This window comes from Pseudomonas sp. WMBT8, from assembly GCF_050916005.1.
Lineage (GTDB): Bacteria > Pseudomonadota > Gammaproteobacteria > Pseudomonadales > Pseudomonadaceae > Aquipseudomonas.
Window position 1 is genome coordinate 5387897 of sequence record NZ_CP188096.1, and the last position, 24900, is coordinate 5412796.

A 24900-nucleotide genomic window follows, 5' to 3' on the forward strand; every position below is an offset into this window, starting at 1 on the left:
GCGCCATACAGCCTGGGTCTACGCCGGGTAGCCGGTAATCTCGCGAATACTCTGGTACAGCGGCTTGAGCTGGCGATACATGTGCAGGTAGACCTCCCGGTACAAGCGGTCGTACATCTGTTGCGCCTCGGGCTGGGGCATGAACACCTCGGCGGTACGGGTCATGGCCGCGATGGCGGTATCGAAGTCCGCGTACAGCCCAAGCCCCACCGCACAGGCAATCGCCGCCCCCAGTCCGGAGGCCTCGTAGACATGCGGGCGCTCGGCGGGCAGGCCGAAGATATCGGCGGTCAGTTGCATCGCCGCATCGCTCTGGGAACCGCCACCGGCCACGCGCAAGCGCTTGATCGACAGTTTCGAACGGCGCTCGATACGCTCCTTGCCCTGGCGCAGGGCATAGGCCAGGCCCTCGAGGATCGCCCGGTAGATATGGGCCCGGGTGTGCACGTCGCCAAAGCCGATCATCGCGCCCTTGGCCTCTACACCCGGCTCGCGGATGCCCGGCGACCAGTAGGGTTGCAGGGTCAGGCCCATGGAGCCGGGCGGCACCGCGTTGACCAGCGCATCGAACAGCTGCTCCGGCTCCAGGCCCTGCTCCCGGGCCTGCTGCATTTCCCGCAGGCCGAACTCGTTCTTGAACCAACTGACCATCCAGTAGCCGCGATAGATCATCACCTCGCAGTTGTAATGATCGGGGATTGCCGCCGGATACGGCGGGATCAGCGGGACTATCTCCAGGTAGCGCGAGCGCGTAGTGGTGATGGTCGCCGTGGTGCCGTAGGACAGGCACGCAGTCGTCGCCTCCACCACGCCGGAACCGAGCACTTCGCAGGCCTTGTCGGAGCCGGCGGCAATCAGTGGCAGGCCCTCGGGGATCCCGGTATGGCGGCTGGCCTCGGCGGTGATGCGGCCCAACTCTTCTCCCGGCTTGTACAGGCGCGGCAGTTGCTGCGCACGCACCGCCAGGGCCTGCCATTTCCAGTCCCGGGGCGCGGCCCAGCGCAGGTGCTTGAAGTCGAAGGGCAAGTAGCCCACGCAGCACCCCACCGAGTCGACAAAACGCCCGGTCAGGCGATGGCTGAGAAAGCCCGAGAGCAGCAGGAACTTGTCCGTGGCGGCCCAGATATCCGGCTGATGCTGGGCGATCCAGTTGGCCTCGGCCTGGGCGCGAAAATAGTCCACCGTGGCCTCGGCGCCGATCAACTTGAACAGCCAGCCCCAGGGCCCCTTGATCCCGCCCTCCGGCTCGCACTGGCGCTGGTCGAGCCAAAGGATGGCTGGGCGCAAGGCCTGGCCCTGGGCATCGACATTGATCAAGGTGCCGCGCTGGGTGGTCAGGGACACGCCACGGATCAGGCTGCGGTCGATGCCGGTCTGCGCCCACAATTGCTGGCAGGCTTCGCCCAGTTTGCGCCAGTAGTAATCCGGATCCTGCTCGGCCCAGCCAGGCTGCGTGGAGTAGTAGGCCTGCAACTCGACCTTGCCTTTGCCCAGCAGGTTGCCCTGCAGGTCGAACAACAGCGCGCGGACACTCTGGGTGCCGTTGTCGATCGCCAGTACATAGTGTTTGTCGGGGGAATTGTTATCCACGAAGCTCTCTTTATTCATGACGCGCTCTTCAGATCGAGGCGGACGGGACGCTGTGATGGCGTTGCCAGAGTTGCAGGTAGCGCTGCTGTTCCTGTTCCCAGCGCGCGTCGTCCCAGCCCAGGCGCGGCTGACATAGCCGACGGATGTCTGGCAGGTAGTGGGCGGCGCCGCGGGGCAGGAGCAGGCCGAGACGGGTGCGCCGCAACAACAGGTCGTCCAGGTGCAGGACCATCTCGGCCTCGGCAGCAAAGGCCAGCTCTGCCCACAGGGTATCGCTGGCGCCGACACACTCGCTGCCCAGACTATGTATCAGGCTGGCCAGGCGGGGCAGATCGCGGCCATGGCGCCCGGCCAGGCGCCGCCTGCCGGCATCGCTCAGCCCGGGGATCGCCTGCCGCGACACGGCCTGGAACACTGGCGCGCCGTCATCCTCCAGGGTCTTCCCGAGCATCCCGGCACAGGCCCGCAGCACCTCGATGGCCTGGGGCCTGAAGGTGGTCAGCTTGCCCCCCGCCAGGGTCACGCAGCCCGGTTCCTGCCACAGCACATGTTCGCGGGTTTCATTGGAGGGTTTGGCCTGGGAATCGGCGGCGCCCACCACCGGGCGCACCCCGGACCAGGTGCACAGCACGTCCGCCGCCGTCACCTCGGCCTGTGGAAATGGCTGGGCGCAAGCCTCCAACAGGTAGTCGAGTTCTTCACGGGTAATGCTCGCCTCGAGGTCCAGGTCCTCGCGATGATCCAGGTCGGTGGTGCCCACCACGGTGGCCCCTTCCCAGGGAAAGACGAACACCGGGCGACCGTCGCGCCGATGCATAAAACTGAAGGCATGGGCCACCGGCAAGCGCCAGCCCGGCAACAACAAGTGGCTGCCACGCAAGGGCCGCAACTGCCGCTGCCCGCCGCCCGGCTGCAGGCGCTCAGCCCAGGCGCCGGTGGCGACCGCCAGCACCGCGCAACGCACTTGCATAACGGCGCCGCCTTGCGCGTCCTCGACCTCGACCCCACACACCCGCCCGTCCTCGCGCAGCAACTGGCGCACCCGTAGGCCATTGAGCGCCCAGGCGCCATCCGCGCGGGCCTCGGCCAACACGCGCATGACCAGGCGCGCATCGTCGGTCAGCGCATCGCGAAACTGCGATGCCCCCAGCAGCCCCGGCTCCATCAGCCCCGGCGCCAAGTAGCGCAGTTGCGCAGGCCGGTGGAACTGCCGGCTGCGGCAACCGGCCAGGGCGTCATACACCCGCAGCAAGCCGCCGAACACCCGCGGCCCGGGAAACCCGCCACGATAGTGCGGCATCAAAAAACTCAGGGGTTCCACCAACCCCGGTGCTTCGCCCATCAGGCGCTGGCGCTCGCGTACCGAATCGCGCGCCAGGCGCCACTGGCCCTTGGCGATGTAGCGCAGGCCGCCATGGACCATTTTTGAAGAACGGCTGGAGGTGCCCCAGGCAAAATCCCGTTGCTCCAGCAGCAGGCAGCGCCAGCCGCGCCGGGCCGCCTCGCGCAGGATCCCGGCGCCGCTGATGCCGCCGCCAATCACAATCAAGTCCCAGGGTTCACGCGCCAGTTGCGGCAACACGGCCTCGCGCCATTGGGCATTCCAGTCATCGCTCATGGGCCTAGTCTTCCAGCAGGGTGCCGGGGTTCAGACGCCCGGCCGGATCGAAATGCCGGCTCAGGCTGTGCAACGCAGCCATCGCCAATTCGCCCTTCTCCCTCGGCAGGTAAGGCGCGTGGTCCTTGCCCACGCCATGCTGATGGCTGATGGTGCCGTGGTTTTCGACGATGGTGCGGCTGGCCACCTGCTTGAGGGCTTTCCAGCGCTCCAGGGTGGCCGGGTAGTCCGCCGCCGGGCGGAACACATAGCTGGTGTAGATGCTCGAACCTTCGCCATAGACATGGGACAGGTGGGTGAACACATGGACGCGCTCGCCCTCGGCCGCCAGGCAGTCGCGCAGGCTGGCCTCGATCGCGTGCAGCAGGGCGTCGACATGGCACCAGTCGGTCGCGGTCTCCAGGGTGTCGACCACGTAGCCGGCATTCCAGAGGTTCTCCCGCAGGTAGGGGAAGCGAAAGCGGTTCTGTTGCCACTTCTTGCCCAGCAGGGTGCCGGTAAACACCCCGCCAAAAGCCTTGAGGTGCTGGCGCGCCTGGCGCAACGACAAGGCATTCTGCCGACGATTGCCGGTGACCCCAAAGGTCAGCAGGCATTTGCCTTCGCCCGCGCCGCGCAGCGCCAGGTAGCGTTCCAGCCAGGCGATTTGATGGGGATGGCCGGCCAGCGCTAGTTGGGTCTGGGTTTCCATGGCATTGGACAGGCGCAGCATCGACAGCGGCACCCGGGCCTGCACCAGTTGGCGGATCGCCTGCAGGGCCTTGGGCCAATCTGGCAGGAATACGCCGTAGAAGCGCTCGTCCTCGGGCAACGCGCTGACCCGGACCTTGACCTTGGAGATGATGCCGAACCGCCCTTCACTGCCCAGCACCACTTCCCGCAGGTCGGGGCCCGCGGCCGAGGCCGGGAAGCTCGGGATTTCCAGGGGCCCGGCGAAAGTCTCCAGGGTGCCGCCGGCAAACAGTTGCTCGATCCGCCCATAGCGCAGCGATTGCTGGCCACTCGAGCGGCTGGCCACCCAGCCGCCCAGGGTCGACAGCTCCCAGGACTGCGGGAAGTGCCCCAGGGTGTAGCCTTTGGCACGCAGTTGGCTCTCCACCTGGGGCCCACTGGCACCGGGGCCAAAGGTAGCGATCAGGCTTTGTTCGTCGAGGTCGAGCAGGCGGTTCATGTGGGCCAGGGACACCGTCAGCACCGGGCGCGTGGATGCCGGCGGGTTGATATGCCCGGCCACTGAGGTGCCGCCGCCATAGGGAATCAGGCACAGGTCGGCACTGTCGGCCAGGGCCAGCAGCTGGCGGATCTGCTCGACAGTTTCCGGCAGGGCCACGGCGTCCGGGTACCGGCCCAGCGCACCTTCACGCAGGGCCAGCCAGTCCGGCAGGCTCTGGCCGCGGGCATGCATCAGGCGATCCCGGGGCTCGATACTGTAAAGCGGATGGGGCGCCAGGCGCGACGCGGGCACCGCGGCCAGGGCGCGGTCCAGGCTGGCGTCCGGCAGGGTGTGCCCGTCGCCCAATCGCTCGCGCAGAAACGCGGCCCCATGGGCGGGCATCTCCATCTGCGTAGTTTCTTCGCCCCAGCCGTTCCAGCGTCGCATGCCTGTTTCTCCCAGCAGATCTTATGATTTTCAGTGCCCCCATACTAAACAGCCGGTGCGCGCTGTCACGGTCGCATCGGGACAGATGGAGTAGCCAATTGGGTCAATCGCTGTATTACCGGATGTATCCACGGGAGCATTTACTTTAGTCACGATTTCAAATTACCTTGCCTGCCATCGACGCGCGCAAGGCACTGCCGCCGGCAACACCCCGCAAGGAACCCGATCATGCAGACACTCGGCTCTACCTCCGTCCCCCCTCTGCTGAAGTACCTGCGCCATGCCGAACAGCTCGGCGTGGCAACCGCCCCCGCACTGGAGGCGGCCGGGATCACTGTCGGCCAACTGGACGACAACAGCCTGCGCCTGCCCGTGGAAGCCCACGAACGCCTGCTGGGGTACTTCTGCGAACATTCCGGGGACTTGCTGTTCGGGCTCAATTCGGCGCGCTTCGTGTTGCCCAACTCGTGGAGCGTGCTCGGCTACATCACCATGAACTGCGCGACCCTGGGCGAGGCGATGAACCGCATCATGCCGTTCGAAAAACTGGTGGGCGACATGGGCACCAGCCGCGCGGAAATGGTCCATGACCAGGTGCGACTGATCTGGAACTGCCGCCACCAGCAGCCGCAGATCCGCCGGCACATGGTGGAAAACGTCCTGGCGTCCTGGCTGGTGTATGCCCGCTGGATCGCCGACACTGAACTGTCACCAAGCCAGGTGTTGCTCGAACACCCGCTGCCGGACGGCGCACAACTAAGCCAGTACGAGGACTTCTTCGGCTGCCCGGTGTTGTTCGAACAGCCCTGCTCGGCCCTGGTGGCGCCCTTGAGCTACCTGCAAACGCCCCTGCGCCAGGCCGATGCGCAATTGCTGCGCACCCTGGAAGAACATGCCCTGGCCCTGATGGCCTCACTGGACGATTCAACCCTGGCGCTGCGGGTGAAAAACGCCCTGCGCCAGTTGCTCAAGGAAGGCCTGCCACGCAAGGAACAGGTGGCCGAGCAGTTCGCCATGTCGGTGCGCACCCTGCAACGCCAGTTGCAGCAGGCCGGCACGTCCTACCAGCAGATCCTCGACGACCTGCGCCAGGAACTGGCCGAGCACTACCTGCTGCACAGCGACCTGCCGATCCAGGACATCGCCCAATACCTGGGTTTCACCGAGCCGCGCTCGTTCCACCGCACCTTCAAGAGCCGCACCGGTGTGCCGCCGGGCGAGTATCGGCAGACCCATCGGGGCAGTTGAGGCCGAACATCACAGGCGCTCCAGCCCCAACCCCTCAATCAAATCCTCCCCTGCTTCATCCGCCCGCCAGCGCCGACTGGAGATGCGCATGGTGTAGCGCCGCCGATACTCCGAAGGCGTCAGCCCCGTACTGCGCAAAAACAGGCGCCGAAATGCACTGGCGTCTTGATAACCGCAGTACTCCATGACTTCCGTCAGGTCGATCAGGGTCACTTCCAGTAACTGCTTGGCGCGCTCAACCCGCAGGCGATGCAGGTAATCCAGGGGGGTCATGCCCTCCACCTCTTTGAAGTGACGCAGCAAGGTCCGCGGGCTGGCGGTCGCGGCCTGGGCGACCTCGTCCAGGCTGTAGGGCGTCTGAATATGCTGTTGCAGCCACTGCTTGGCGCGGAACACCACACTGTCGCGGGTTTTTACCGAGATGCCGGGGAAATTCAGGCTTGAGTGTTCAAAGCGCATCGGGTGATAAAGCAGGCCATTGGTCGCGACCTGGGCCATTTCTTCGCCGGCGAAGTGCCGGATCAACTCCACCATCAAATCGCAGACCGCCGCCGGGGCTCCAGCGGTGAACACCGGGCCGTCGACCACCACCGGGCCTTCCATCGCCAATTGCACCTTCGTAAAGGCGCACGCGAACCAATTGGCAATCATCCAGGTGACCGTCGCCCGCCGGCCATCCAGGACGCCTGCACGCGCGAGCATCACCGCGCCATTGAAGCTGGCGGCAATCACGCGCCCTTGGGCGTGGTAACGCGCGATGCAGTTCAGCTCGGCGGTGCATTGATCGAGAACATGGTTCAGGTCCGGCACGCTTTTCATCTGCACGCCGGGAACAAACAGGGCTGTCTGCGAGGGCCGCAGGGTTTTGCGGCCGGCGTTGGGCGGGCGCATTTGCGCCAGCCAGTCGGGAAGCGGCAGCTCATTGCCCGCCGCATCGATCAGGCGCCAGTGAAAAAACGCGCCGCGCTTATCCGGGTTGCGCAACTGCCAGAGGCTGTTAAAGGTGCGCAGCATGTCGATCACGCTAAACAGCGTGCCAGTAAGACTGTGCGGGCCATGCAATAAATCGACGCGGACATTCATGGGCTTACCTGGCGATATTGGATTTATTGTTGGCGATATTAGCCCTGCCTTTTCACGCTGTCTCCCGACCGCTCGCCCAGCCTGCGTGATGCTCCTTTAAAAACAGGGTCGAACCGCCTTTTCACCTGGCTTTTAACAGTCAATTGCCCGGGATTTTTACTGGCGATATTGGCTTTATCGCTGTCGGTACTCGCCTTATTACCGAGACCGCTTCGACGATAGACTGAAAAACACCTGAGCTGCGCAAAGAAAAAAACAAGGGTATCAGTCAGTGAAAACAACAATAAGAAACACCGGCAAGCCTGTGATGGCAGGGTTGGCCACGGCCTTGCTCAGTGCTGGCATCGGCACTCCAGTCACCGCAGGAGAACTGGTGTTCAGTGACCTCAAGTCAGGGCTGGGGAATGGCATGCAATGGCAACATGAAGACACCCGCCTGCAGGTAAAAGGCGCCTTGGCCCTGGGCACAGTGCGACGCATGGACGACCCGAGCCACCGCCTGACCAGTGCCGAATACGGTATGAACCTGTTCAACGACGGCAACCTCAACTACAAGCGCGGCGATGCGGTTTCAACGTCAGCCGAAGCCTACCTGCAAGCGGACCTCAGCCACCGTAACCTCGGGGTTTTCGTCAGCGCAAAGGGTTGGTACGACTACACCCAGAAACACCAGGACGTCGGGCATGGCAGCGTCCCCAACGGCTATCGCTCGGGAGAACCACTCAGTGATTCGGGGTTCGATTCCCTGGCGCGCTTCTCCAATGCGGTGTTCAACGACGCCTATGTCTACGGCAATTTCCAGCCCGCCGGGCATGATCTGCTGGTGCGCCTGGGCGACCAGGCGATCCCTTGGGTCACGCCCACCACCATCAGCGGTGGCTTGCAGGCAGTGAACGCGTTTGACTGGGCCGCCGCACGCCGCGCCACCTCGATTGCCGAAGCCCGCACCGTGCCGATGCCGACCCTGTACGCCAAGCTGGCCCTGACCGAGAACCTGTCGGTGGATGCGTTCAATCAGTTTGAATTGCGCCCCAGTGCCTACTCTGGCTGTGGCACATTTCTGTCGACCAGCGACTACGCCCAACCCGGCTGCAACCAATTTATCCTTAACGGCAGCGTGATGAGCGCGATAGCAGGCCGACCGATCTCGACCACTGACGGCCAGGCCCTCAACAACCCCTTGGATCACGTTGCCCGCGGCCCGGACCATCGCCCAGGCAACAATCAATACGGCGCCAGCCTGCAGTATTTATGGAAGGACGTCGGGTTGTTCGGCTTGTATTTCGCCGACTACAGCAGCCGGGAAGCGCTGACACAAGTCATGCGTACCGGCCCCGGCGTACTGACACCACCGGCCGCGAACGTGGGGCTGGCAACACCCACTGGAGTGGCGGCCTATTATCAACGCGCCTACCCAACCCGCATTCGCCTGTACGCCCTCAACTTCAAGACACGGCTACCGGGTGGCACCGGGATTTATGCCGAATACAGTTACCGCCCCAATCAACCGATCGCCTGGAACGGCGCTGACTTTATTGCCGGGCTGCTCGCCGGCAGCGGGCCGATGGGCTACCTGTCCAAAACCCCGACGGGCTACCTGGCAAGCGGCTACGACCGCTTCCACGTCAGCCAATTGAATCTCGGCGCCAGCCACCCTTTTGGCCAAGTGCTGGGCGGTGCGATGAAGCTATCGGCAGAAGCCGGGTTGAAATATGTACATGACCTGCCCGACACCGACCAGATCCGTTACGGACGCCCCGGTTTTGGCAGCGCGCCCTACGGCAAAGCGGCGAAGTGCACTGGCCCGGCGGCCAGATGTGCGGATGACGGATTTATCACGCCGTTTGCCTGGGGTACCCGTATCAAAGGGGAAATCAACTACAGGAATGTGTTGCCCGGGCTGGACCTGACGCCTTCGCTGACACTCGTCTATGACATCGAGGGGCATGCCTATGACGGGGTATTTTCCGAAGGCCGCTACGCGCAAATACTCGGTGTGAAGGGTGATTACAAAAGCACTTACACCTTCGATCTCAGCTACCTGAACACCGGTGGCGGCGATTACAACCTGGTGGCAGATCGCAGCCTGTTAGAGGCCAGTGTCGGTATTCGCTTCTAGCAGCCCCCCTTAAAACAAGGCCATAACCATGAGTTCATTTACCGATAGCCGACGCCCGCTCGTCGTTGCCCTGCTGATGACAGTGGTGATTATCAGCGTGCTGGACAAGACCATTTTTGCCTTCGCCGGCCCGCAGATCATTGATGAGTTAAAGCTCACGCCAGCACAGTTCGGTTTTATCAGCAGCGCGTTCTTTTTTCTTTATTCGATCTCTGGGGTACTGGTGGGTTTTCTCGCCAACCGTATGCCGAGTCGCTGGATTCTCTCCGGCATGGCCCTGGTATGGATGACCGCCCAATTGCTCGCGGCCCTGTCCACCAGTTTCTTCACCCTGCTGGCCAGCCGCATCCTGCTCGGTGCCGGTTGCGGCCCGGGCACGGCGGTGACCCAGCACGCCTGCTTCAAGTGGTACACCAGCCGCGAGCGGGTGCTGCCAGCAGCGCTGATCCAGGTCGCAATCATGCTCGGCGCGATTGCCGGAGCGGTCGCCCTGCCCAAGCTGATCGAGCAGTACGGCTGGCGCACGGGCTATGTGCTGCTGGCCGGTGTCGGCCTGGTGTGGCTGCTGCTGTGGCAACGTTATGGCCGTGAAGGCCAGCATGACGATACACGGGACACCCAGGGCGACCTGCTGCCCACGCTGCCCTACAAGCGCCTGTTGCTCAACCGCACGTTTGTCTGCATTACCCTGGTCGCGTTCTGCAGCTACCTGCCCAATGCCTTGCTCTACAGCTGGCTGCCCACCTACCTGCAAAGGGGCCTGGGCATGACCCCGATGCAATCGGGGTACCTGGTGCTGGCCACCACGCTGGGGGTGATCTTTATCAACTTACTGGTTTCCAGCCTGGCGCAACGCGCGATGAAACGCGGCGCCAGCCTGCGCAAGGCGATGGTTGTGCCGCCGCTGCTGGCGTGCCTGGTCGCCGCCGTCACCTACATCCTGATGGGCTTTACCAGCACCAGCCTGACGGTGACCCTGGGGTTTTTCCTGCTCGGCAGCATCCTCCTCAACCTGCTGTCGGCCTTCGGTTTCAGCATCGTTGCCCACATCGCCCCGGCCCGCCAGCGCGGGAGCATGCTGGCGATCCATATTGCGCTGCTGACCACTGCCGGCATGCTCGCGCCAGTGCTGGTCGGCCAGGCCATTGGCTGGCAGAACGGCGACCTGGTGACCGGCTTCGAGCTGGCTATCGGCCTGTTCGGCATTGCCCTGCTGGTGTTCAGCCTGCTGGGCCTGGTACTGATCGACCCGGAGCGCAGTCGTCGTGAACTCCTTGCCAGCACTCCCAGCGCAGCTTTTGAGGCCACCAGCCCGGCCTAAACCGCGCAGTGATTGCCCACCACCTTGAGCGCTGCGCGCGGCGCCCAGCACGACTGCCAATAGGGAACACCCGATGGACTTATCCTGCTTTTCACAAAGCTACGCCGAAGCTCGGCAAAAATTCCTCCAGGCCTGTGCCAATGCGGGTCTGGAGGCTCAATCTCATCCTCACCCACTACCGGGTATTGATGGCGAGGAACTGGCCCTGGATGTGGTATTTGCCGGCTCACCAAAGGCCACCAACCTGCTGGTCCTGAGCAGCGGCGTACATGGTGTGGAAGGCTTCTGCGGCTCGGCCGTACAGGTTGATCACCTGCGCAACCGCGAGTGGGGGGAGCACTGCCAGCGCCAGGACCTGGCGGTGCTGTACCTGCATGCGATCAACCCCTACGGCTTCTCCTGGCTGCGCCGGGTCAACGAAGACAATATCGACCTCAATCGTAACTTCATTGACTTCAACCAACCGCTGCCCGACAACCCAGACTACCGCGCCCTCGCCCCGCTGCTGCTTCCCCGCCGGCAACCACCCACCCTGCTCAGCACGTTGGGCCTGGCCGGATATGCACTGCGACATGGCACCAAAGCCCTGCAGTCAGCCATTACCCGGGGCCAACACAGCCACCCTGAAGGCCTGTTTTACGCAGGCGCGGCCCCCGCCTGGAGCAACCTGCAACTACGCCAGATTATTCGTCGCCTGGGCAACCACTGCCGGCGCATCGGCTGGATCGATGTGCACACCGGGCTAGGCCCGTGTGGCGTGGGTGAGCGGATCTATAAAGGGCTCAACCACCCCAACGATATTGCGCGGGCACGAAGCTGGTGGGGCGCGCAGGTCACGGCCAGCGCAGACGGAACCTCCTCGTCGGCCATGCTCAATGGCACCCTGGATCTGGCCGTGATGGAGGAATGCCCGCACGCGCAATACAACGGCTTGACCCTGGAATACGGCACCCAGCCAGGGCCACGGGTACTTGAAGCTCTACGTGCCGATCACTGGCTGCACGCCCATCCGGATACGGCACAAGCCCGACGGGTGCAGATCAAGCGCCAGTTGCGCGATGCCTTCTACATCGACACCGAACTCTGGAAGCGCCGGGTCCTGGAACAAGCCCGAGAAGTGACTGCGCTGACCCTGCGCGGTCTTGCCACGCGCCTTGAATGACAAAAATGCCCACTATCGGTGGGGTACCCACTCAAACCACAGAGGATGTTCATGATGAGTGCATATTTGGTGCAAGCGTTAAAAGAGGTCATGCAAAAGGTCCAGACCCGTCTCGACCAGCATCAGGATGAGGTCGTCACCACACTCAGCCGCGTAGCCACGGGCGAGCTGAAGATGACCGAGACGCTCAGCCCCGATGAGCAGGAGTGCGCCCGACTGCTGTTCGGCTGGGTGGCGCAGGAGGGCCCGCAAAAGGTGTTTGCCGCGATCCAGCCCGTGCTGGCCGATCCTGCCAAGTTGAGCGCCGGCATCACCCTCGATGAAATCATCGAAGGCCCGCCGTTCGGGATCATCCCGCCGGCTCTCAAGCACATTGACCTGCGCGCCCTGACCCGACTCGCGGTACTTCTGGCCAGCTACATCTTTTATGAGCAATTCCACTACCCACAGCCAGAAACCGGGGTGTACGACATCTCGGGCAAGCCCTTCCAAAAACTCAAATGGCTTTACCGCTACTGGTTCAATCAACTTGAAGTGGCCGAGAAAGGCTCCGGGCTGGAGGAGCTGTTTGAGTCCCAGGCGTTCAACTTCTTCAACCTGAATCAATCGCCGATAGACCCAGGCTTCGGCAACCCCCCTTTGCGTTCGGTCTCGGTTTCATGTGCCGGAGACCTGCTGGCGGTCGATGTCCTGACCCCGGAAAACACCCCGCACCTGTTCGACGACATCACGGATTTCTACAGCAGCGCAGACATCGTCAGCGCCAACCTGGAATCGACCGTTGACTGCCACAGAAAACCGGGACGCCATCAGGCCAAAGGTCAACCGGCCCAGATGAATACATCCGAGGCGATGTTCCGCAAGTTCCGTGACGAGGCGAAAATCAACTTCTTCAGTACCGCGACCAACCACGCCATGGACTGGGATGAACAAGGCGTACTCGCCACCCTCGATGTACTGAAGCGCTCCGGCGCCTACTACGCCGGCACTGCCGCCAGCCAGGCCGAGCAGGATGACGTGGTGGTGGTGGAGAAAAACGGCATCAAGGTTGCCTTGCTGGCCTACACCTTTGACCTCAATGGCCGCGACCCATCGCCTGACAAGGCGTACCTGGCCAACGTGGTGCGCTTCAACGATGTAAACCCGGCGCCCGACTACTCACTGATCGAAAAACAGGTCGCCCGCGCCAAAGCCAAGGGGGCGGACTGGATCATCGCCTACTGCCACTGGGGCTGGGAGTTCGAGATGTACCCCCACCTCAATATCGTGGAAGCCGCACGCAAGGTGATTGCCTGCGGTGTAGACACGATCCTTGGCAACCATGCGCATGTCAGCCAGCCCGCAGAACTTATCCCGCGCCCTGGCAAGCAGGATGCGCTGGTGATCTACGCGTTCGGCGACTTCGTCAGTTATCACCCCGAAAGCCGTAACTCAAAACTGGCCTACACCCTCAAATTCAGCATCGGGAAATTCCTGGGTGTTACTCGCCTGTTCAACGTCAAGGCACTGCCTATCTACATCGTTAACGAAAGATTGGATGACACGCGTTTCAACTGCCGCATCGTCAAATTCTTCGATGTGCTGGAGAACCCGGATGGCTACGGGCTGACCGAGTTGGAGAAGAGCCAACTGCCCCATCTGCGGGACAAGGTGTGGAGCGATATTCTGTCGCCGCTTTCCAGCCTCCCGGACTGATGTGGGCAACAGCGCCAAGCCTGCCTTGAACGGCAGGCTTTTTTGTAGGGCCCTTGACTCTCCCCTATACGGCAGACCCTACGCTGAAGATCATTTCCCCAAGGGCTTTCCCGTGGTTCAGCGCATCCTGGTCATCCTCGGCCACTCCTCCAGCACCAGCTTCTGTTCGGCCCTCGCCGAGACCTACCTGCAATCGGCCAGAAACGCCGGGCATGAGGTACGTCTCCTGCGCCTGGGCGAGCTGACGTTCGACCCGATCCTGCACCATGCCTATCACCAGGCCCACCCCCTGGAGCCCGACTTGCTCGGCGCCCAATCCGACATCCTCTGGGCTACTCATCTGACGTTCGTGTTCCCCATCTGGTGGGGCGGTGTTCCGGCGTTGTTGAAGGGGTTTATCGATCGGATCTTCCTTGCCGGCTTCGCCTTCAAATACCGCAAGGGCAAGGCGTTCCCCGACAAGCTCTTGAAGGGCCGCACCGCCCACCTGCTGGTGACCATGGATACGCCACCGTGGTATTACCGCTGGTTCTACCGCATGCCCGGCCTGCACCAAATGCGCAAGACCACCCTTGAGTTTTGTGGCATCAAGCCGATCAAGACGTTGATGTTCGGCCCACTGCTGGGCTCTACTGCAGCGCAGCGCGACAAGTGGCTGAAGAAGGCCCGCACACTCTTTTAGGAAAGGACCTGCATGTACATCGGTAAAGCCGCGCAGTTGTCAGGCACGACGATCAAGGCGATTCGTCACTACGAGGACATCGGCTTACTACCACCGCCGCAACGCGAGGGGCGGTATCGGGTGTATTCGGCACAGAGCGTTGAGCTGCTGACGTTTATCAAGTGCGCGCAGCAGTTGGGCTTCAAGCTCAAGGAGTTGCAGGGGATTCTTCACGGGTACCGTGGCAATGAACTGCCTTGGCAGCGCGCCAACCAGGCGATAGCACAAAAGAAACTCGAGTTGATGACGCAGATCCAAGCCCTGCAGCAAGTGCATGCAGGGCTGGTGGCGTTTGAGGGCAGCCTGGAACAGGCCCAGGGTCAGTGCCAGTTTGCACGTCTGGTGGAAACCGGCACGGCGCACATCGGCTAGTTCAGCAGGTCGCCCCATTTGTTTTGCAGGGCGCGCTCTTCTGCCAGGATTTCCCGCGTCGTGCTGCCAACCCATTGCTGGGCAAAACCGTTAGCTTCGCGCAGCCGTATGATGTCATCGAGCTCGAAGTCGCCGGGTTTGGCCACGTCCTGATGCTCATCCAGCATCTTCCTGACCATTTCATTGAGCTGCTGCTTAGGAGCTGAAGCCTTGGCTGTATGACTGAAAAACCCCGGCGTGCCAAAAACGCCCCTCATTTGCCCCCTCCCCCCCTATCTGCTAGTGTCGCGCCCGTTTACCGTCAACCGGAATAGCCGCCATGGCCCGCAAAAAAGTTGCACTCGATTTCGAACAATCCCTCGCCGATCTGCAAACCCTGGTCGAGCGTCTGGAGAACGGCGAGTTGTCGCTGGAAGACTCGTTGACGGCGTTCGAGCAAGGTATCGGCCTGACCCGCGACTGCCAGAGCGCCCTGGCGCAGGCGGAGCAGAAGGTCCAGGTGTTGCTGGAACGGGATGGGGAGTTGGCCGAAGAACCTTTCGACGCGGAACAAGCGCAATGATCGACGTTTATCAGGCCAGCAGTCAGGCCCGGGTCAATGCTGCGCTCGAACCGCTGTTTGTGGCACCCAGCCCGGAGCTGGCCAGGCTGTATGAAGCCATGCGCTACAGCGTGATGAACGGCGGCAAGCGCGTACGGCCTTTGCTCGCCTATGCGGCCTGCGAGGCGCTGGGCGTGGACGCCGCGCAAGCCAATGGCGCGGCGTGTGCGGTGGAGTTGATTCATGCCTATTCATTGGTGCATGACGATTTGCCGGCCATGGACGATGACGATCTGCGGCGCGGCCAGCCCACCACCCATAAAGCCTTTGACGAAGCCTGTGCGATCCTCGCGGGTGACGGCCTGCAAAGCCTGGCGTTCAGCGCCTTGCTTGATCCGCGCCTGAGCGGCGTGAATGCCGAGATCCGCCTGCGTATGGTCACCGCGTTGGCCAGCGCTGCGGGCCCGGCCGGTATGGTCGGGGGCCAGGCGATTGACCTGGGGTCGGTGGGCCTCAAGCTGGACCAGCAAGCCCTGGAATATATGCACCGGCACAAGACCGGTGCACTGATCGAGGCTGCCGTGCACCTCGGCGCCCTGGCCAGTGGCCGCGCCGAAGCGGCGCAGTTGGCCGCCTTGCAGACCTATGCCCGGGCCATCGGCCTGGCGTTCCAGGTGCAGGACGATATTCTCGACGTAGAAAGCGATACCGCGACCCTCGGCAAGCGCCAGGGCGCCGATATTGCCCGTGACAAGCCGACCTATCCGTCACTGCTGGGGCTCGAAGCCGCCAAGGCCTATGCCCTGGAGCTGCGCGACCAGGCCCTGGCCGCCCTGCGACCATTCGACGCGGCAGCCGAGCCGCTGCGTGACCTGGCGCGGTATATCGTCGAACGCCGCCACTGATTACAGCGGCCTTTACCGCCGCATATCGGCCAAGTTCGGTGCTCTGCGTGGGCAGTTTGCGATGCTTGAGGTAAACTGCCGCCTCTTCTATACCTATAACGATTCGCCTGATGCCCACGACGTTTCAAGAGATTCCCCGCAAGCGCCCGACCACGCCTCTGCTGGACCGTGCTAACACGCCGGCCGGCCTGCGCCGCCTGGGTGAAGCCGAGCTGGAAACCCTGGCCGATGAGTTGCGCCTGGAATTGCTCTACACGGTCGGCCAGACCGGTGGGCATTTTGGTGCCGGCCTTGGCGTCATCGAGCTGACCATCGCGTTGCATTACGTATTCGACACCCCGGACGACCGGCTGGTGTGGGACGTGGGCCACCAGGCGTATCCGCACAAAATCCTCACCGGACGCCGCGAGCGCATGGCCACCTTGCGCCAGAAGGACGGCATCGCCGCCTTCCCGCGCCGCTCCGAGAGCGAATACGACACCTTTGGCGTCGGCCACTCCAGCACCTCGATCAGCGCAGCCCTGGGCATGGCGATTGCCGCCCGTCTGCAAAACAGCGATCGCAAGGCGATTGCCGTGATCGGTGATGGCGCACTGACAGCCGGCATGGCGTTTGAAGCGCTGAACCATGCGCCGGAAGTGGACGCCAACATGCTGGTGATCCTCAACGACAACGACATGTCGATCTCGCGCAATGTCGGTGGTTTGTCCAATTACCTGGCGAAGATCCTGTCCAGCCGCACCTACGCCAGCATGCGCGAGGGCAGCAAAAAAGTGCTGTCCCGCCTGCCCGGCGCCTGGGAAATTGCCCGCCGTACCGAAGAATACGCCAAGGGCATGCTGGTCCCCGGCACCCTGTTCGAAGAGCTGGGCTGGAACTATATCGGCCCCATCGACGGCCACGACCTGCCGACCCTGATCGCTACCCTGCGCAATATGCGCGACCTCAAGGGCCCGCAGTTCCTGCATATCGTCACCAAGAAAGGCAAAGGCTTCGCCCCGGCGGAAGTCGACCCGATTGGCTACCACGCCATCACCAAGCTCGAACCGCTGGACGCGCCCGTGGCGGCGCCGAAAAAGGCCAGTGGGCCGAAGTACTCCGGTGTGTTTGGCGAATGGCTGTGCGACATGGCCGCCGCCGATCCGCGCCTGGTGGGCATTACCCCGGCGATGAAGGAAGGCTCCGACCTGGTGGCGTTCAGCGAGCGTTTCCCGCTGCGCTACTTCGACGTGGCGATTGCCGAGCAACACGCGGTGACCTTTGCCGCTGGCATGGCCTGCGAAGGCGCCAAGCCCGTGGTGGCGATCTACTCCACGTTCCTGCAACGCGGTTATGACCAGCTTGTCCACGATGTGGCGGTGCAGAACCTCGACGTGCTGTTCGCCATCGACCGCGCCGGCTTGGTGGGCGAAGACGGCCCGACCCACGCCGGCAGCTTTGATCTGTCGTACTTGCGCTGCATCCCCGGCATGCTGGTGATGACCCCAAGCGACGAGAACGAACTGCGCAAGATGCTCAGCACCGGCCACCTGTACAACGGCCCCGCAGCGGTACGCTACCCCCGTGGCAACGGCCCGAATGCGCTGATCGAGAAAGACCTGGAGCCGATCGAGATCGGCAAGGGCATCGTGCGGCGCCAGGGCAGCCAGACTGCGTTCCTGGTATTCGGCGTGCAACTGGCCGAAGCCCTGAAAGTGGCGGAAAAAATCGACGCCACCGTGATCGACATGCGCTTCGTCAAACCCCTGGATGAAGCCCTGGTGCGCGAGATCGCCGGCAGCCATCAATTGCTGGTAACGGTTGAAGAAAACGCCATCATGGGCGGCGCCGGTGCGGCAGTCAGTGAGTTCCTGGCGCGGGAGAATATCCTCAAGTCGGTGCTGCACCTGGGTTTGCCGGACATTTATGTGGAGCACGCCAAGCCGGCGCAGATGCTGGCTGAGTGCGGGCTGGATGAAGCGGGGATCGAGGCTGCGGTTCGCCAGCGCATGGCCTTGCTCGGCCTGTAAACCGGATCAAATTGTGGAAGCTGGCTTGCCTGCGATAGCATCACCCCGGTCTATCTGAAAGACCGAGGTGTCTGCATCGCAGGCAAGCCAGCTCCCACATTTGTTTTGTATTGCCTTGGAACCCATGGACGGCCCATGAAACACCTTCGACTTGCCCTGCCACTCCTGCTCCTACCCACTCCAGAGCTGCTCGCCGACACCCGCGACGCCGCCCTGAAGCTCCCCGATGTGGTCATCAGCGCCAACCGCCAGGTGCAGGCGCGCAATGACAGCAGCGCCGCCAACACCGTATTCACTCGCGACGATATCGACCGCCTGCAACCCTCCAGCGTGACCGACCTGCTCAGCCGCGTGCCCGGTGTACAAGTGGCGCGGACCGGTGGCCGGGGCAGTTTGCCGGGGATCTTCATACGCGGCACCAAGTCGGCGCAAAGCCTGGTGCTGGTGGATGGCCAGCGGATCGCCAATGCCACCTCTGGCGACAGTGGCCTGCAATACTTGAATGTCGACCAGATTGAACGGGTGGAAGTGCTGCGCGGATCGCGCTCGGTGATTTACGGCAGTGACGCGATTGGCGGGGTGATCCAGATATTTACCCGACGCAATGCCGGACCAGGCCTGCAACCGCGCCTGAAGTTGGGCTTTGGCAGCAACAACACCTGGGAGCGCAGCCTGGGCCTGTCGGGCGGTGATCAACGCACGCGCTTCAACTTGGGCGCGAGCCTGGATGACACGGCCGGTATCGACTGGAGCCACGCCTCCTTCCCCAGCGACCGCGACCATGATGCCTATCGCAATAAGTCGCTGAGCTTGAACCTCAGCCATGAGTTCAGCGATGAGCTGGAGGTGGGTTTTAACCTGCTGGATAGCCGGGGCAAGTCGGAATATGACAACAGCTTTGGACGCTATGATTTCGCCACGGGGCAAAGTGTCGGCCAAAAGCCCTATACCGACTACACCGTCAGCAGCGCCAGCGCTTACATCGACGCCCAACTCAACGAGGCCTGGCAGACCCGTGTAGAGCTGGGCCACAGCGAAAACCGCGACACCAAGCGCGACAAGCTCAGCACTGACTTCAGTGTGTTCAACACCTATCGCGACTCGATCAACTGGCAGAACGACCTGACGCTCGACCAGCAGAACAGCCTGATTCTGGGCGGTGATTGGTATGAAGACCGCTTTCACGGCAGCACCACGTTCAGCGAAAACAGCCGCTGGAACCGTGCCGCATTTATCCAGCATCGTTTCAAGGGCGAGTGGTTTTCCACCGAACTGGGGCTGCGCCGCGACCAGAACCAGCAATTTGGAGGGCAGAACAGCTGGAGCGGCACCCTGACCTTGCCAGTCAACAGCGATAACGACGTATTGCTGAGTTACAGCGAAGGGTTTCGCGCACCGACTTTCAATGACCTGTACTACCCCGACACCCAGTACAGCAATCCGAACCTGCAGCCAGAGACATCGAAAAGCTATGAATTGCAATGGCGCAGCCAGCTCAGTGACAGCACACGCCTGGAAGCCTCGCTGTACCGCACCGACCTGAAAGACGCGATCATCCTCGACGCCAGCAGCAAGCCACAAAATGTCGCCACCGCCCGCATCAACGGCTTCGAAGCCGCCCTCAAGCAGGAGTTCTTCGGCTGGCAGGGCAACCTCGGCCTGTCGATCATCGACCCGCGCGACCGCAACAGCGGCCACACCCTGGCCCGTCGTGCCCGGCGCACCCTGAACCTGGACCTGGATCGGCAGTTCGACCAATTGAGCCTGGGCGCCAGTTGGCAGGCCATCAGCAGCAGCTACGACGCCGAAGACAACCAGAACCGGCTAGCGGGCTATTACCTGGTGGGATTGCGCAGCGGTTGGGCGCTGAATCGGGAAGTGGCGCTGTCGCTGAAGGTCGATAATCTGCTGGATCGCCGCTATACACGGGCGTGGTACAGCTATGACGATCCGAACTTCGCGAACAACCAGCCGTACCGCGAAGAAGGCCGGACGTGGATGCTTGGGGTGACGTGGACGCCGCAGCTCTGAGGTTATCCGGGCCGACGCCATCGCAGGCAAGCCAGCTCCCACATTTGTTCTGTGGTGTGGCCAAAATATTCTGCACTGCGGAGCTCCCACCTTTTGATGTGTGAATACAGTCAAATGTGGGAGCTGGCTTGCCTGCGATAGCGGTCTTAGCGGTTCGGCGCAATCACCTGACACAACCTCGCCACCGCCTCCACCATCTGCCCACTGGGCCGCTCCAGCCCTTTATCCGGCACGATCAGCAAGCGCCCCTGGACCACCGCCGCCACCTGGGGCCAGGCCTTCCAGTCGTCCAGTTGCGCTTGATCCGCCGCCAGGATCACCTGGGGATCACGCTGCAACACCGACTCGATATTGACCTGCGGGGCTGGCAACTTGAGGTCGTCAAACACATTGCGCGCGCCACATACGCTGAGCGCATCGCTGATGATCTGCCCACCGCCCACGGTGTACAGCGGTTGGTTCCAGACCTGGTAGAACACGCGCAACGGCTCGCTACGCTGATAACGCTGGCGCAACTCGGCCAAGCGTTGACGCAAGCGGTCGGCCAGTTGGCGACCGGCTTCGGCGCGGCCCAACTGTTGGGCGATGGCTTCGACCTGGCTGCTCAGTTGTTCAAGGCTATGGGGTTCGGCGACGTAGATCGGGATGTTCAAGCGCTTGAGCTGCTCGCGCTGGGCGGGGCCGACGCTGCCGGGCCAGAGCAGCAACAAGTCAGGCTGCAGGCTGAGCAGCCGCTCCAGATCCAACTGCCCATAACGGCCCACCGAGGGCACATTGCGCAGCGCGTCAGGCCGTTCGCCGCCGTCGAGCACGCCCACCAGCAGATCGCTCGCACCCAGCTCAACGACGATTTCAGATAGGGACGGTGCGAGGCTGACCACCCGCTCGACCGCCGCCGCCGACGCGCTGGCGGCCAGCAGCAGAACCGCCAGCCACAAGCGCATCAACCGAGCTGACGCGGGATGCGATAGAGGTAGAACAGCACCAGGGTCGACAAGGCCAGGAGAAACAGCGGCACTGCCTCCAGGCCGACGAACACGGCCAGCGCACCGATCCAGGCCGGGAACGCCGCGACCAGCAGCGCCGTGCGTCGACGAGCCGCGAGGGTGATCCAGGCGGCGGGCTCTTCAGGTGTATCCAGAGCCTTGGAGGTGGCAATCAGCGCATGTTTATAGCCATGGAAGTAACGCAGGCTGGCAAACATCGAGGCAACGCCGGCGATAAAGAACGGCATCGCCAACACTGGCAACAGCGGCTCGCCCTGACCAAACACCAGGTTGATCACGAACAACGGCAGCAACGCCAGCGCCAGGTACTGCCACCAACTGAAGGACAGCCGCCGCTTGACCTGGCCGCGCGTCACGCCCGGTCGACCTCGCCCTGATGCTCGTTGCCCATCATATGGTCGAGCTTGCTGGCTTTGGTCGCCAGGTAGAGTTTGTTGTGCGGGTTATGCCCGGTGTGCAGCGGCACGCGCTCGGCAACGGTGATGCCCATCTCGGTCAAGGCCTTGACCTTGCGCGGGTTGTTGGTCATCAGGCGCAGGGACTGGATGCCCAGGTGTTCGAGCATCGGCAGGCAGATGCCGTAGTCGCGCTGATCGGCGGCAAAGCCCAGGCGCTCATTGGCTTCTACGGTGTCGGCGCCGCCGTCTTGCAGTTCGTAGGCGCGGATCTTGTTCAGCAAACCAATGCCCCGGCCTTCCTGGCGCAGATACAGCAGCACGCCACGGCCTTCACGGGCGATGGCTTGCAAGGCGGCTTCCAGTTGCGAACCGCAGTCGCAGCGCTGGCTGAACAGTGCGTCACCGGTCAGGCATTCGGAGTGCACGCGGCCCAGGACCGGGGCGCCATCGGCCACATCGCCCAGGCTGAGCACGACATGCTCGCGCCCGGAGGCTTTTTCAAGAAAGCCATGCATGGTAAACGTGGCAAAAGGGGTAGGCAGCTTGGAAGCAGCGACGAAAACGACGGGCACCGTGTGCTCCTGATTTCAGATTTCACAGAGGCAGGCATTGTAACAGCACGTTCCTACAGACGCTTAAGCTGAATTATCGCTGATAAAGATCAATCGGTTCGATTGGCCTTTGCCTTGGTTCTATGGGCGTCAAAACGGATACGGCTGATTCCAGCGCTGGAAAATCGGTTTCAACTCGCCACTTTTCACCAGCGCCTCCATGCGCTGGTCAAACAACGCCATCAGCGCCCGCCCCCGCTCATTGTCGGTAAACCCCAGGAACAACGGCAGTTCGGCAATGTGCGTGAGCTTGAACGCGGACGGGTCGTCGGCTTGGCCCAGGATGTATTTCAATTCGGCCAGGGCATCGATGTAGAAGTCGGCCCGCCCGTGCTGGAGCATCGGCAAAATCCCGCCACGACGCTCGATCTGGTTGAAACGATGAATATTGGGCAGGTACTCCTCGTACTTGTAGCCGCGCACCCAGGCCAGGCGGTAAGTACCCAGGGTCACCAGGGTCGGTACGGGGCTGCCCGCCAGGCCCAGGGCGTAGATGTGGTCGGCGTCATAGTTCCAGCGGGCGTACAGCACGCCTTCGGTTTCATCATGATAGGAGCCGACCCAGGCATCCACTTCGCCCCGCCGTGCCAGGCCGACTGAGCGGGTGTAGGGCACGCTGCGAATCTTGACCTTGACCCCGGCCGGCTCGAAGATTTCCCTCAACACATCCCAGGCCAGGCCGCTGCCGTCGGCGTTGGTGTAGTCATTCCAGGTTTCACTGGCCAGACGGATCTGGCTGGGCACTTCAGAGCTGTCATCGGCCCATACGCCAGGCGCGACAACACACAGCAGGATCAGCAACCAGCGACGTAGCCCCATGATGACGTCCTCCTGGGAAAAGCGATCTGTTCTACAACGCTGTAAAGGGTAGCGCAGCCCGCCGTGTCACGGCGCCTGGCGAAAATGCTGATAGCCGCGCACGGCCGGGGTGATGTCGTGGCCGCGGGCATCCAGCAGCCTGACGCCCGCCCCCGCTTCCACACGCCCGACAACCTGCACCGGCCAACCGTCGGCCAGCAACGGCGCCAGCTCAGCGGGCGGCAGGGTGAACGCGAGGACATAATCGTCGCCACCGCTCAAGGCGGCAGCCCGCGCACCGTCATCGCCGAGAAAGGCCAGCAGCGCCGCCGACAGCGGCAGCCGTTGCCGCTCGATCACCAGGCTTACGCCGGACGCCTTGGCGATATGCCCGCAATCGGCTAGAAGGCCGTCGGAAATATCCAACGCAGACGTCGCCTTGCCACGCAACGCTATGCCCAGGGCCAACTGCGGTTGCGGCGACCAGTAATGGCCCAGCAACGGTTCGGCGACATCCGCCGCGGCACTACGCTGGCCCAACACCAACGGCAAGGCCCCGGCCGCATTGCCCAGCTCGCCGCCGACACACAGCAGGTCGCCCGGCTGCGCGCCACTGCGGGTCAACGCCAGGCCCGCCGGGACACGGCCAAACACGGTGACGGTCAGGCTCAGCGGCCCACGGGTGGTATCGCCGCCCACCAGGCCCACGCCGCAGCGTTGGGCCATGGCGTTCAAACCCTGGGCATAGCGCTGCAACCAATCGGCCGCGACCGTCGGTAGGGTGAGTGCAAGGGTAAAGGCCAGGGGATTGGCGCCCATGGCCGCCAGATCGCTGACTGCCACCGCCAGCGAGCGCTGGCCGAGCAGGAACGGGTCGCAGGGGTCGGCAAAGTGCACGCCGGCCACCAGGGTATCGGTGGAGATTGCCAGCTGTTCCCCGGGGGGAACCGCCAGCAAGGCGCAGTCGTCGCCGATCCCCAGGGCAATGCCCTCGCCGCCTTGCGCACAGGGCGCGGCGGCGAAGTAGGTGCGGATCAGCTCGAACTCGCCCATCAGGGAGCCAAGCGCAGGTTAGCGCTTGTACGCCTTCACTTCGGCTTCACGCAGGCGCGGGGCCAGCTTGTCGAGCACGCCGTTGACGAACTTGTGACCGTCGGTCGAACCGTAGACTTTAGCCAGTTCGATACCTTCGTTGATCACTACGCGGTAAGGCACGTCAACGCGCTTGAGCAGCTCCCAGGTGGACAGGCGCATCACGCACAGTTCAACCGGGTCCAGCTCTTCGAGGGTCAGGTCCAGGCAGGGTGCCAGGGCTGTGTCGATCTCGCTCAGATTGGCATGCACACCGTGCAGGATGTCGTGGAAGTACGGCAGGTCGGCGAAGGTAAAATCGTTGTCGACGCGAAACTGCGCTTCGATTTCGTTCAGCGAAGTACCCGCCATCTGACGCTGATACAGCGCCTGGGTCGCCAACTGACGGGCAGCCCGGCGCTTTTCGTTCTTCGATGGTTTGCCGGCGTCCGCAGGACGTGGCTCGCGCGGGTTGAAACGATCGCTCTCGTCGGAAATCACTTGGCCTCCAACTGCGACAGCAGGCTGACCATTTCCAGCGCGGACAGGGCAGCTTCAGCGCCTTTGTTACCGGCCTTGGTGCCGGAACGCTCGATGGCTTGCTCGATGGAATCAACAGTCAGGACGCCGAAGGCCACTGGCACGCCGAACTCCATGGACACCTGGGCCAGGCCCTTGGTGCACTCGCCAGCCACGTATTCGAAATGCGGGGTGCCGCCACGAATGACCGCGCCCAGGGCGATGATTGCTGCGTATTCGCCTTGTTGCGCGACTTTCTGCGCAACCAGTGGAATTTCGAAGGCGCCAGGGGCACGGATAATCGTGATATCGCTTTCGCTCACACCGTGGCGAACCAGGGCGTCCACGGCACCGCTTACCAGGCTTTCAACCACGAAGCTGTTGAAGCGGCCAACCACCAGGGCGTAGCGGCCTTTGGGGGCGATGAAGGTACCTTCGATGGTCTTCAGGGTCATTCGACAAATCTCTTAAAGAGCCGGGA

22 protein-coding genes and 1 pseudogene are annotated in these 24900 nt (G+C 62.9%); 11 read left to right on the forward strand and 12 right to left on the reverse strand.

What is annotated here, in order from left to right; all coding sequences use genetic code 11:
* Positions 1-18: 18 nt before the first annotated feature.
* From ACO77H_RS24530 to ACO77H_RS24540, 3 genes are read right to left on the reverse strand one after another with little or no spacing between them, the layout of a single operon-like run.
* Positions 19-1608 (reverse strand): FGGY-family carbohydrate kinase, encoded by a 1590-nt coding sequence (locus ACO77H_RS24530; protein WP_169951285.1) that lies wholly within the window; start codon positions 1606-1608, stop codon positions 19-21.
* A 10-nt stretch (positions 1609-1618) separates the two neighbouring features.
* The gene (locus ACO77H_RS24535; protein ID WP_432754671.1) at positions 1619-3208 is read right to left on the reverse strand and encodes a glycerol-3-phosphate dehydrogenase/oxidase; all 1590 of its coding nucleotides are present in this window, start codon (positions 3206-3208) and stop codon (positions 1619-1621) included.
* Positions 3209-3212: 4 nt separating this feature from the next.
* Positions 3213-4808, reverse strand: coding sequence for an FAD-binding oxidoreductase (locus ACO77H_RS24540; protein WP_432754672.1), 1596 nt, complete (start codon positions 4806-4808; stop codon positions 3213-3215).
* Positions 4809-5036: 228 nt separating this feature from the next.
* Here ACO77H_RS24540 and gliR point away from each other — a divergent pair, with 228 nt between their 5' ends.
* Entirely contained in the window at positions 5037-6056 is a 1020-nt protein-coding gene (gene gliR, locus ACO77H_RS24545) for an AraC family transcriptional regulator GliR (RefSeq protein WP_169951290.1), read from the forward strand.
* Positions 6057-6065: 9 nt separating this feature from the next.
* Here gliR and ACO77H_RS24550 read toward each other — a convergent pair whose 3' ends face one another.
* On the reverse strand, positions 6066-7139 hold the full coding sequence (locus ACO77H_RS24550; RefSeq protein ID WP_169951292.1) for a GlxA family transcriptional regulator: 1074 nt from the start codon (positions 7137-7139) through the stop codon (positions 6066-6068).
* A gap of 271 nt (positions 7140-7410) precedes the next feature.
* Between ACO77H_RS24550 and ACO77H_RS24555 the strand changes: the two genes are divergently transcribed.
* The 6 genes and pseudogenes from ACO77H_RS24555 (at position 7411) to ACO77H_RS24580 (ending at position 14529) form a co-directional block, all read left to right on the forward strand.
* Entirely contained in the window at positions 7411-9258 is a 1848-nt protein-coding gene (locus tag ACO77H_RS24555; RefSeq protein ID WP_346266511.1) for a DUF1302 domain-containing protein, read from the forward strand.
* Positions 9259-9286: 28 nt separating this feature from the next.
* On the forward strand, positions 9287-10579 hold the full coding sequence (locus ACO77H_RS24560) for an MFS transporter (protein ID WP_169951294.1): 1293 nt from the start codon (positions 9287-9289) through the stop codon (positions 10577-10579).
* Positions 10580-10652: 73 nt separating this feature from the next.
* Positions 10653-11741, forward strand: coding sequence for a M14 family metallopeptidase (locus tag ACO77H_RS24565; RefSeq protein WP_169951296.1), 1089 nt, complete (start codon positions 10653-10655; stop codon positions 11739-11741).
* A 54-nt stretch (positions 11742-11795) separates the two neighbouring features.
* Positions 11796-13436 carry a CapA family protein gene (locus ACO77H_RS24570; RefSeq protein ID WP_432754673.1) on the forward strand — a complete coding sequence of 547 codons (1641 nt, stop codon included), beginning with the start codon at positions 11796-11798 and terminating at the stop codon, positions 13434-13436.
* A 112-nt stretch (positions 13437-13548) separates the two neighbouring features.
* Positions 13549-14144: pseudogene (locus ACO77H_RS24575) on the forward strand (NAD(P)H-dependent oxidoreductase).
* Positions 14131-14529 (forward strand): MerR family transcriptional regulator, encoded by a 399-nt coding sequence (locus tag ACO77H_RS24580; protein ID WP_432754674.1) that lies wholly within the window; start codon positions 14131-14133, stop codon positions 14527-14529. The pseudogene ACO77H_RS24575 and the gene ACO77H_RS24580 overlap by 14 nt, the downstream one beginning before the upstream one ends.
* Here the strand turns inward: ACO77H_RS24580 and ACO77H_RS24585 are convergent.
* Positions 14526-14786: a hypothetical protein gene (locus ACO77H_RS24585; protein ID WP_432754675.1), complete on the reverse strand. Its 261-nt coding sequence runs from the start codon at positions 14784-14786 to the stop codon at positions 14526-14528. The two genes, ACO77H_RS24580 and ACO77H_RS24585, sit on opposite strands and share 4 nt — an antisense overlap.
* 62 nt (positions 14787-14848) lie before the next feature.
* On the opposite strand from ACO77H_RS24585, the gene ACO77H_RS24590 reads away from it, so the two are divergent.
* The 4 genes from ACO77H_RS24590 (at position 14849) to ACO77H_RS24605 (ending at position 20015) form a co-directional block, all read left to right on the forward strand.
* Complete coding sequence (locus tag ACO77H_RS24590) at positions 14849-15091, forward strand: exodeoxyribonuclease VII small subunit (protein WP_029299452.1); 243 nt, start codon at positions 14849-14851, stop codon at positions 15089-15091.
* Complete coding sequence (gene ispA / locus ACO77H_RS24595) at positions 15088-15975, forward strand: (2E,6E)-farnesyl diphosphate synthase (protein WP_172312323.1); 888 nt, start codon at positions 15088-15090, stop codon at positions 15973-15975. The genes ACO77H_RS24590 and ispA overlap by 4 nt, the downstream gene beginning before the upstream one ends.
* A 110-nt stretch (positions 15976-16085) precedes the next feature.
* Positions 16086-17984: a 1-deoxy-D-xylulose-5-phosphate synthase gene (dxs, locus tag ACO77H_RS24600; protein WP_170041652.1), complete on the forward strand. Its 1899-nt coding sequence runs from the start codon at positions 16086-16088 to the stop codon at positions 17982-17984.
* A 135-nt stretch (positions 17985-18119) separates the two neighbouring features.
* Positions 18120-20015, forward strand: a complete 1896-nt coding sequence (locus ACO77H_RS24605) for a TonB-dependent receptor domain-containing protein (protein ID WP_432754676.1) — start codon at positions 18120-18122, stop codon at positions 20013-20015.
* 146 nt (positions 20016-20161) lie between these two features.
* On the opposite strand, the gene ACO77H_RS24610 is transcribed toward ACO77H_RS24605, so the two are convergent.
* The 7 genes from ACO77H_RS24610 to ribH all read right to left on the reverse strand — a co-directional run bounded on the left by ACO77H_RS24610 (position 20162) and on the right by ribH (position 24874).
* A complete protein-coding gene (locus ACO77H_RS24610) occupies positions 20162-20959 on the reverse strand; it encodes a cobalamin-binding protein (RefSeq protein ID WP_169951315.1) in 798 nt (265 codons plus the stop codon).
* Positions 20959-21378 carry a nuclear FMR1 interacting 1 family protein gene (locus tag ACO77H_RS24615; protein WP_169951318.1) on the reverse strand — a complete coding sequence of 140 codons (420 nt, stop codon included), beginning with the start codon at positions 21376-21378 and terminating at the stop codon, positions 20959-20961. Before ACO77H_RS24615 ends, ACO77H_RS24610 begins: the two co-directional genes overlap by 1 nt.
* Complete coding sequence (gene ribA, locus ACO77H_RS24620) at positions 21375-21992, reverse strand: GTP cyclohydrolase II (RefSeq protein WP_170041649.1); 618 nt, start codon at positions 21990-21992, stop codon at positions 21375-21377. The genes ACO77H_RS24615 and ribA overlap by 4 nt, the downstream gene beginning before the upstream one ends.
* A 129-nt stretch (positions 21993-22121) precedes the next feature.
* Positions 22122-22850: a substrate-binding periplasmic protein gene (locus ACO77H_RS24625; RefSeq protein WP_169951322.1), complete on the reverse strand. Its 729-nt coding sequence runs from the start codon at positions 22848-22850 to the stop codon at positions 22122-22124.
* 66 nt (positions 22851-22916) lie between these two features.
* A complete protein-coding gene (gene thiL, locus ACO77H_RS24630) occupies positions 22917-23882 on the reverse strand; it encodes a thiamine-phosphate kinase (protein ID WP_432754677.1) in 966 nt (321 codons plus the stop codon).
* Positions 23883-23900: 18 nt separating this feature from the next.
* Complete coding sequence (gene nusB, locus ACO77H_RS24635) at positions 23901-24401, reverse strand: transcription antitermination factor NusB (RefSeq protein ID WP_029299437.1); 501 nt, start codon at positions 24399-24401, stop codon at positions 23901-23903.
* Positions 24398-24874 carry a 6,7-dimethyl-8-ribityllumazine synthase gene (gene ribH, locus ACO77H_RS24640; protein ID WP_003176356.1) on the reverse strand — a complete coding sequence of 159 codons (477 nt, stop codon included), beginning with the start codon at positions 24872-24874 and terminating at the stop codon, positions 24398-24400. The genes nusB and ribH overlap by 4 nt, the downstream gene beginning before the upstream one ends.
* Between the last annotated feature and the right edge of the window lie 26 nt (positions 24875-24900).

What these genes read in the sequence shown, in the direction of transcription:
- ACO77H_RS24610 (WP_169951315.1), bottom strand. Translation starts at nt 20,959, where the DNA reads ATGCGCTTGTGGCTGGCGGTTCTGCTGCTGGCCGCCAGCGCGTCGGCG.
- ACO77H_RS24625 (WP_169951322.1), bottom strand. Translation starts at nt 22,850, where the DNA reads ATGGGGCTACGTCGCTGGTTGCTGATCCTGCTGTGTGTTGTCGCGCCT.
- dxs (WP_170041652.1), top strand. Translation starts at nt 16,086, where the DNA reads ATGCCCACGACGTTTCAAGAGATTCCCCGCAAGCGCCCGACCACGCCT.
- ACO77H_RS24560 (WP_169951294.1), top strand. Translation starts at nt 9,287, where the DNA reads ATGAGTTCATTTACCGATAGCCGACGCCCGCTCGTCGTTGCCCTGCTG.
- thiL (WP_432754677.1), bottom strand. Translation starts at nt 23,882, where the DNA reads ATGGGCGAGTTCGAGCTGATCCGCACCTACTTCGCCGCCGCGCCCTGT.
- ACO77H_RS24605 (WP_432754676.1), top strand. Translation starts at nt 18,120, where the DNA reads ATGAAACACCTTCGACTTGCCCTGCCACTCCTGCTCCTACCCACTCCA.
- ACO77H_RS24565 (WP_169951296.1), top strand. Translation starts at nt 10,653, where the DNA reads ATGGACTTATCCTGCTTTTCACAAAGCTACGCCGAAGCTCGGCAAAAA.
- gliR (WP_169951290.1), top strand. Translation starts at nt 5,037, where the DNA reads ATGCAGACACTCGGCTCTACCTCCGTCCCCCCTCTGCTGAAGTACCTG.
- ACO77H_RS24585 (WP_432754675.1), bottom strand. Translation starts at nt 14,786, where the DNA reads ATGAGGGGCGTTTTTGGCACGCCGGGGTTTTTCAGTCATACAGCCAAG.
- ACO77H_RS24535 (WP_432754671.1), bottom strand. Translation starts at nt 3,208, where the DNA reads ATGAGCGATGACTGGAATGCCCAATGGCGCGAGGCCGTGTTGCCGCAA.
- ACO77H_RS24590 (WP_029299452.1), top strand. Translation starts at nt 14,849, where the DNA reads ATGGCCCGCAAAAAAGTTGCACTCGATTTCGAACAATCCCTCGCCGAT.
- ispA (WP_172312323.1), top strand. Translation starts at nt 15,088, where the DNA reads ATGATCGACGTTTATCAGGCCAGCAGTCAGGCCCGGGTCAATGCTGCG.
- ACO77H_RS24540 (WP_432754672.1), bottom strand. Translation starts at nt 4,808, where the DNA reads ATGCGACGCTGGAACGGCTGGGGCGAAGAAACTACGCAGATGGAGATG.
- ACO77H_RS24550 (WP_169951292.1), bottom strand. Translation starts at nt 7,139, where the DNA reads ATGAATGTCCGCGTCGATTTATTGCATGGCCCGCACAGTCTTACTGGC.
- ACO77H_RS24580 (WP_432754674.1), top strand. Translation starts at nt 14,131, where the DNA reads ATGTACATCGGTAAAGCCGCGCAGTTGTCAGGCACGACGATCAAGGCG.
- ACO77H_RS24530 (WP_169951285.1), bottom strand. Translation starts at nt 1,608, where the DNA reads ATGAATAAAGAGAGCTTCGTGGATAACAATTCCCCCGACAAACACTAT.
- ACO77H_RS24570 (WP_432754673.1), top strand. Translation starts at nt 11,796, where the DNA reads ATGAGTGCATATTTGGTGCAAGCGTTAAAAGAGGTCATGCAAAAGGTC.
- ribH (WP_003176356.1), bottom strand. Translation starts at nt 24,874, where the DNA reads ATGACCCTGAAGACCATCGAAGGTACCTTCATCGCCCCCAAAGGCCGC.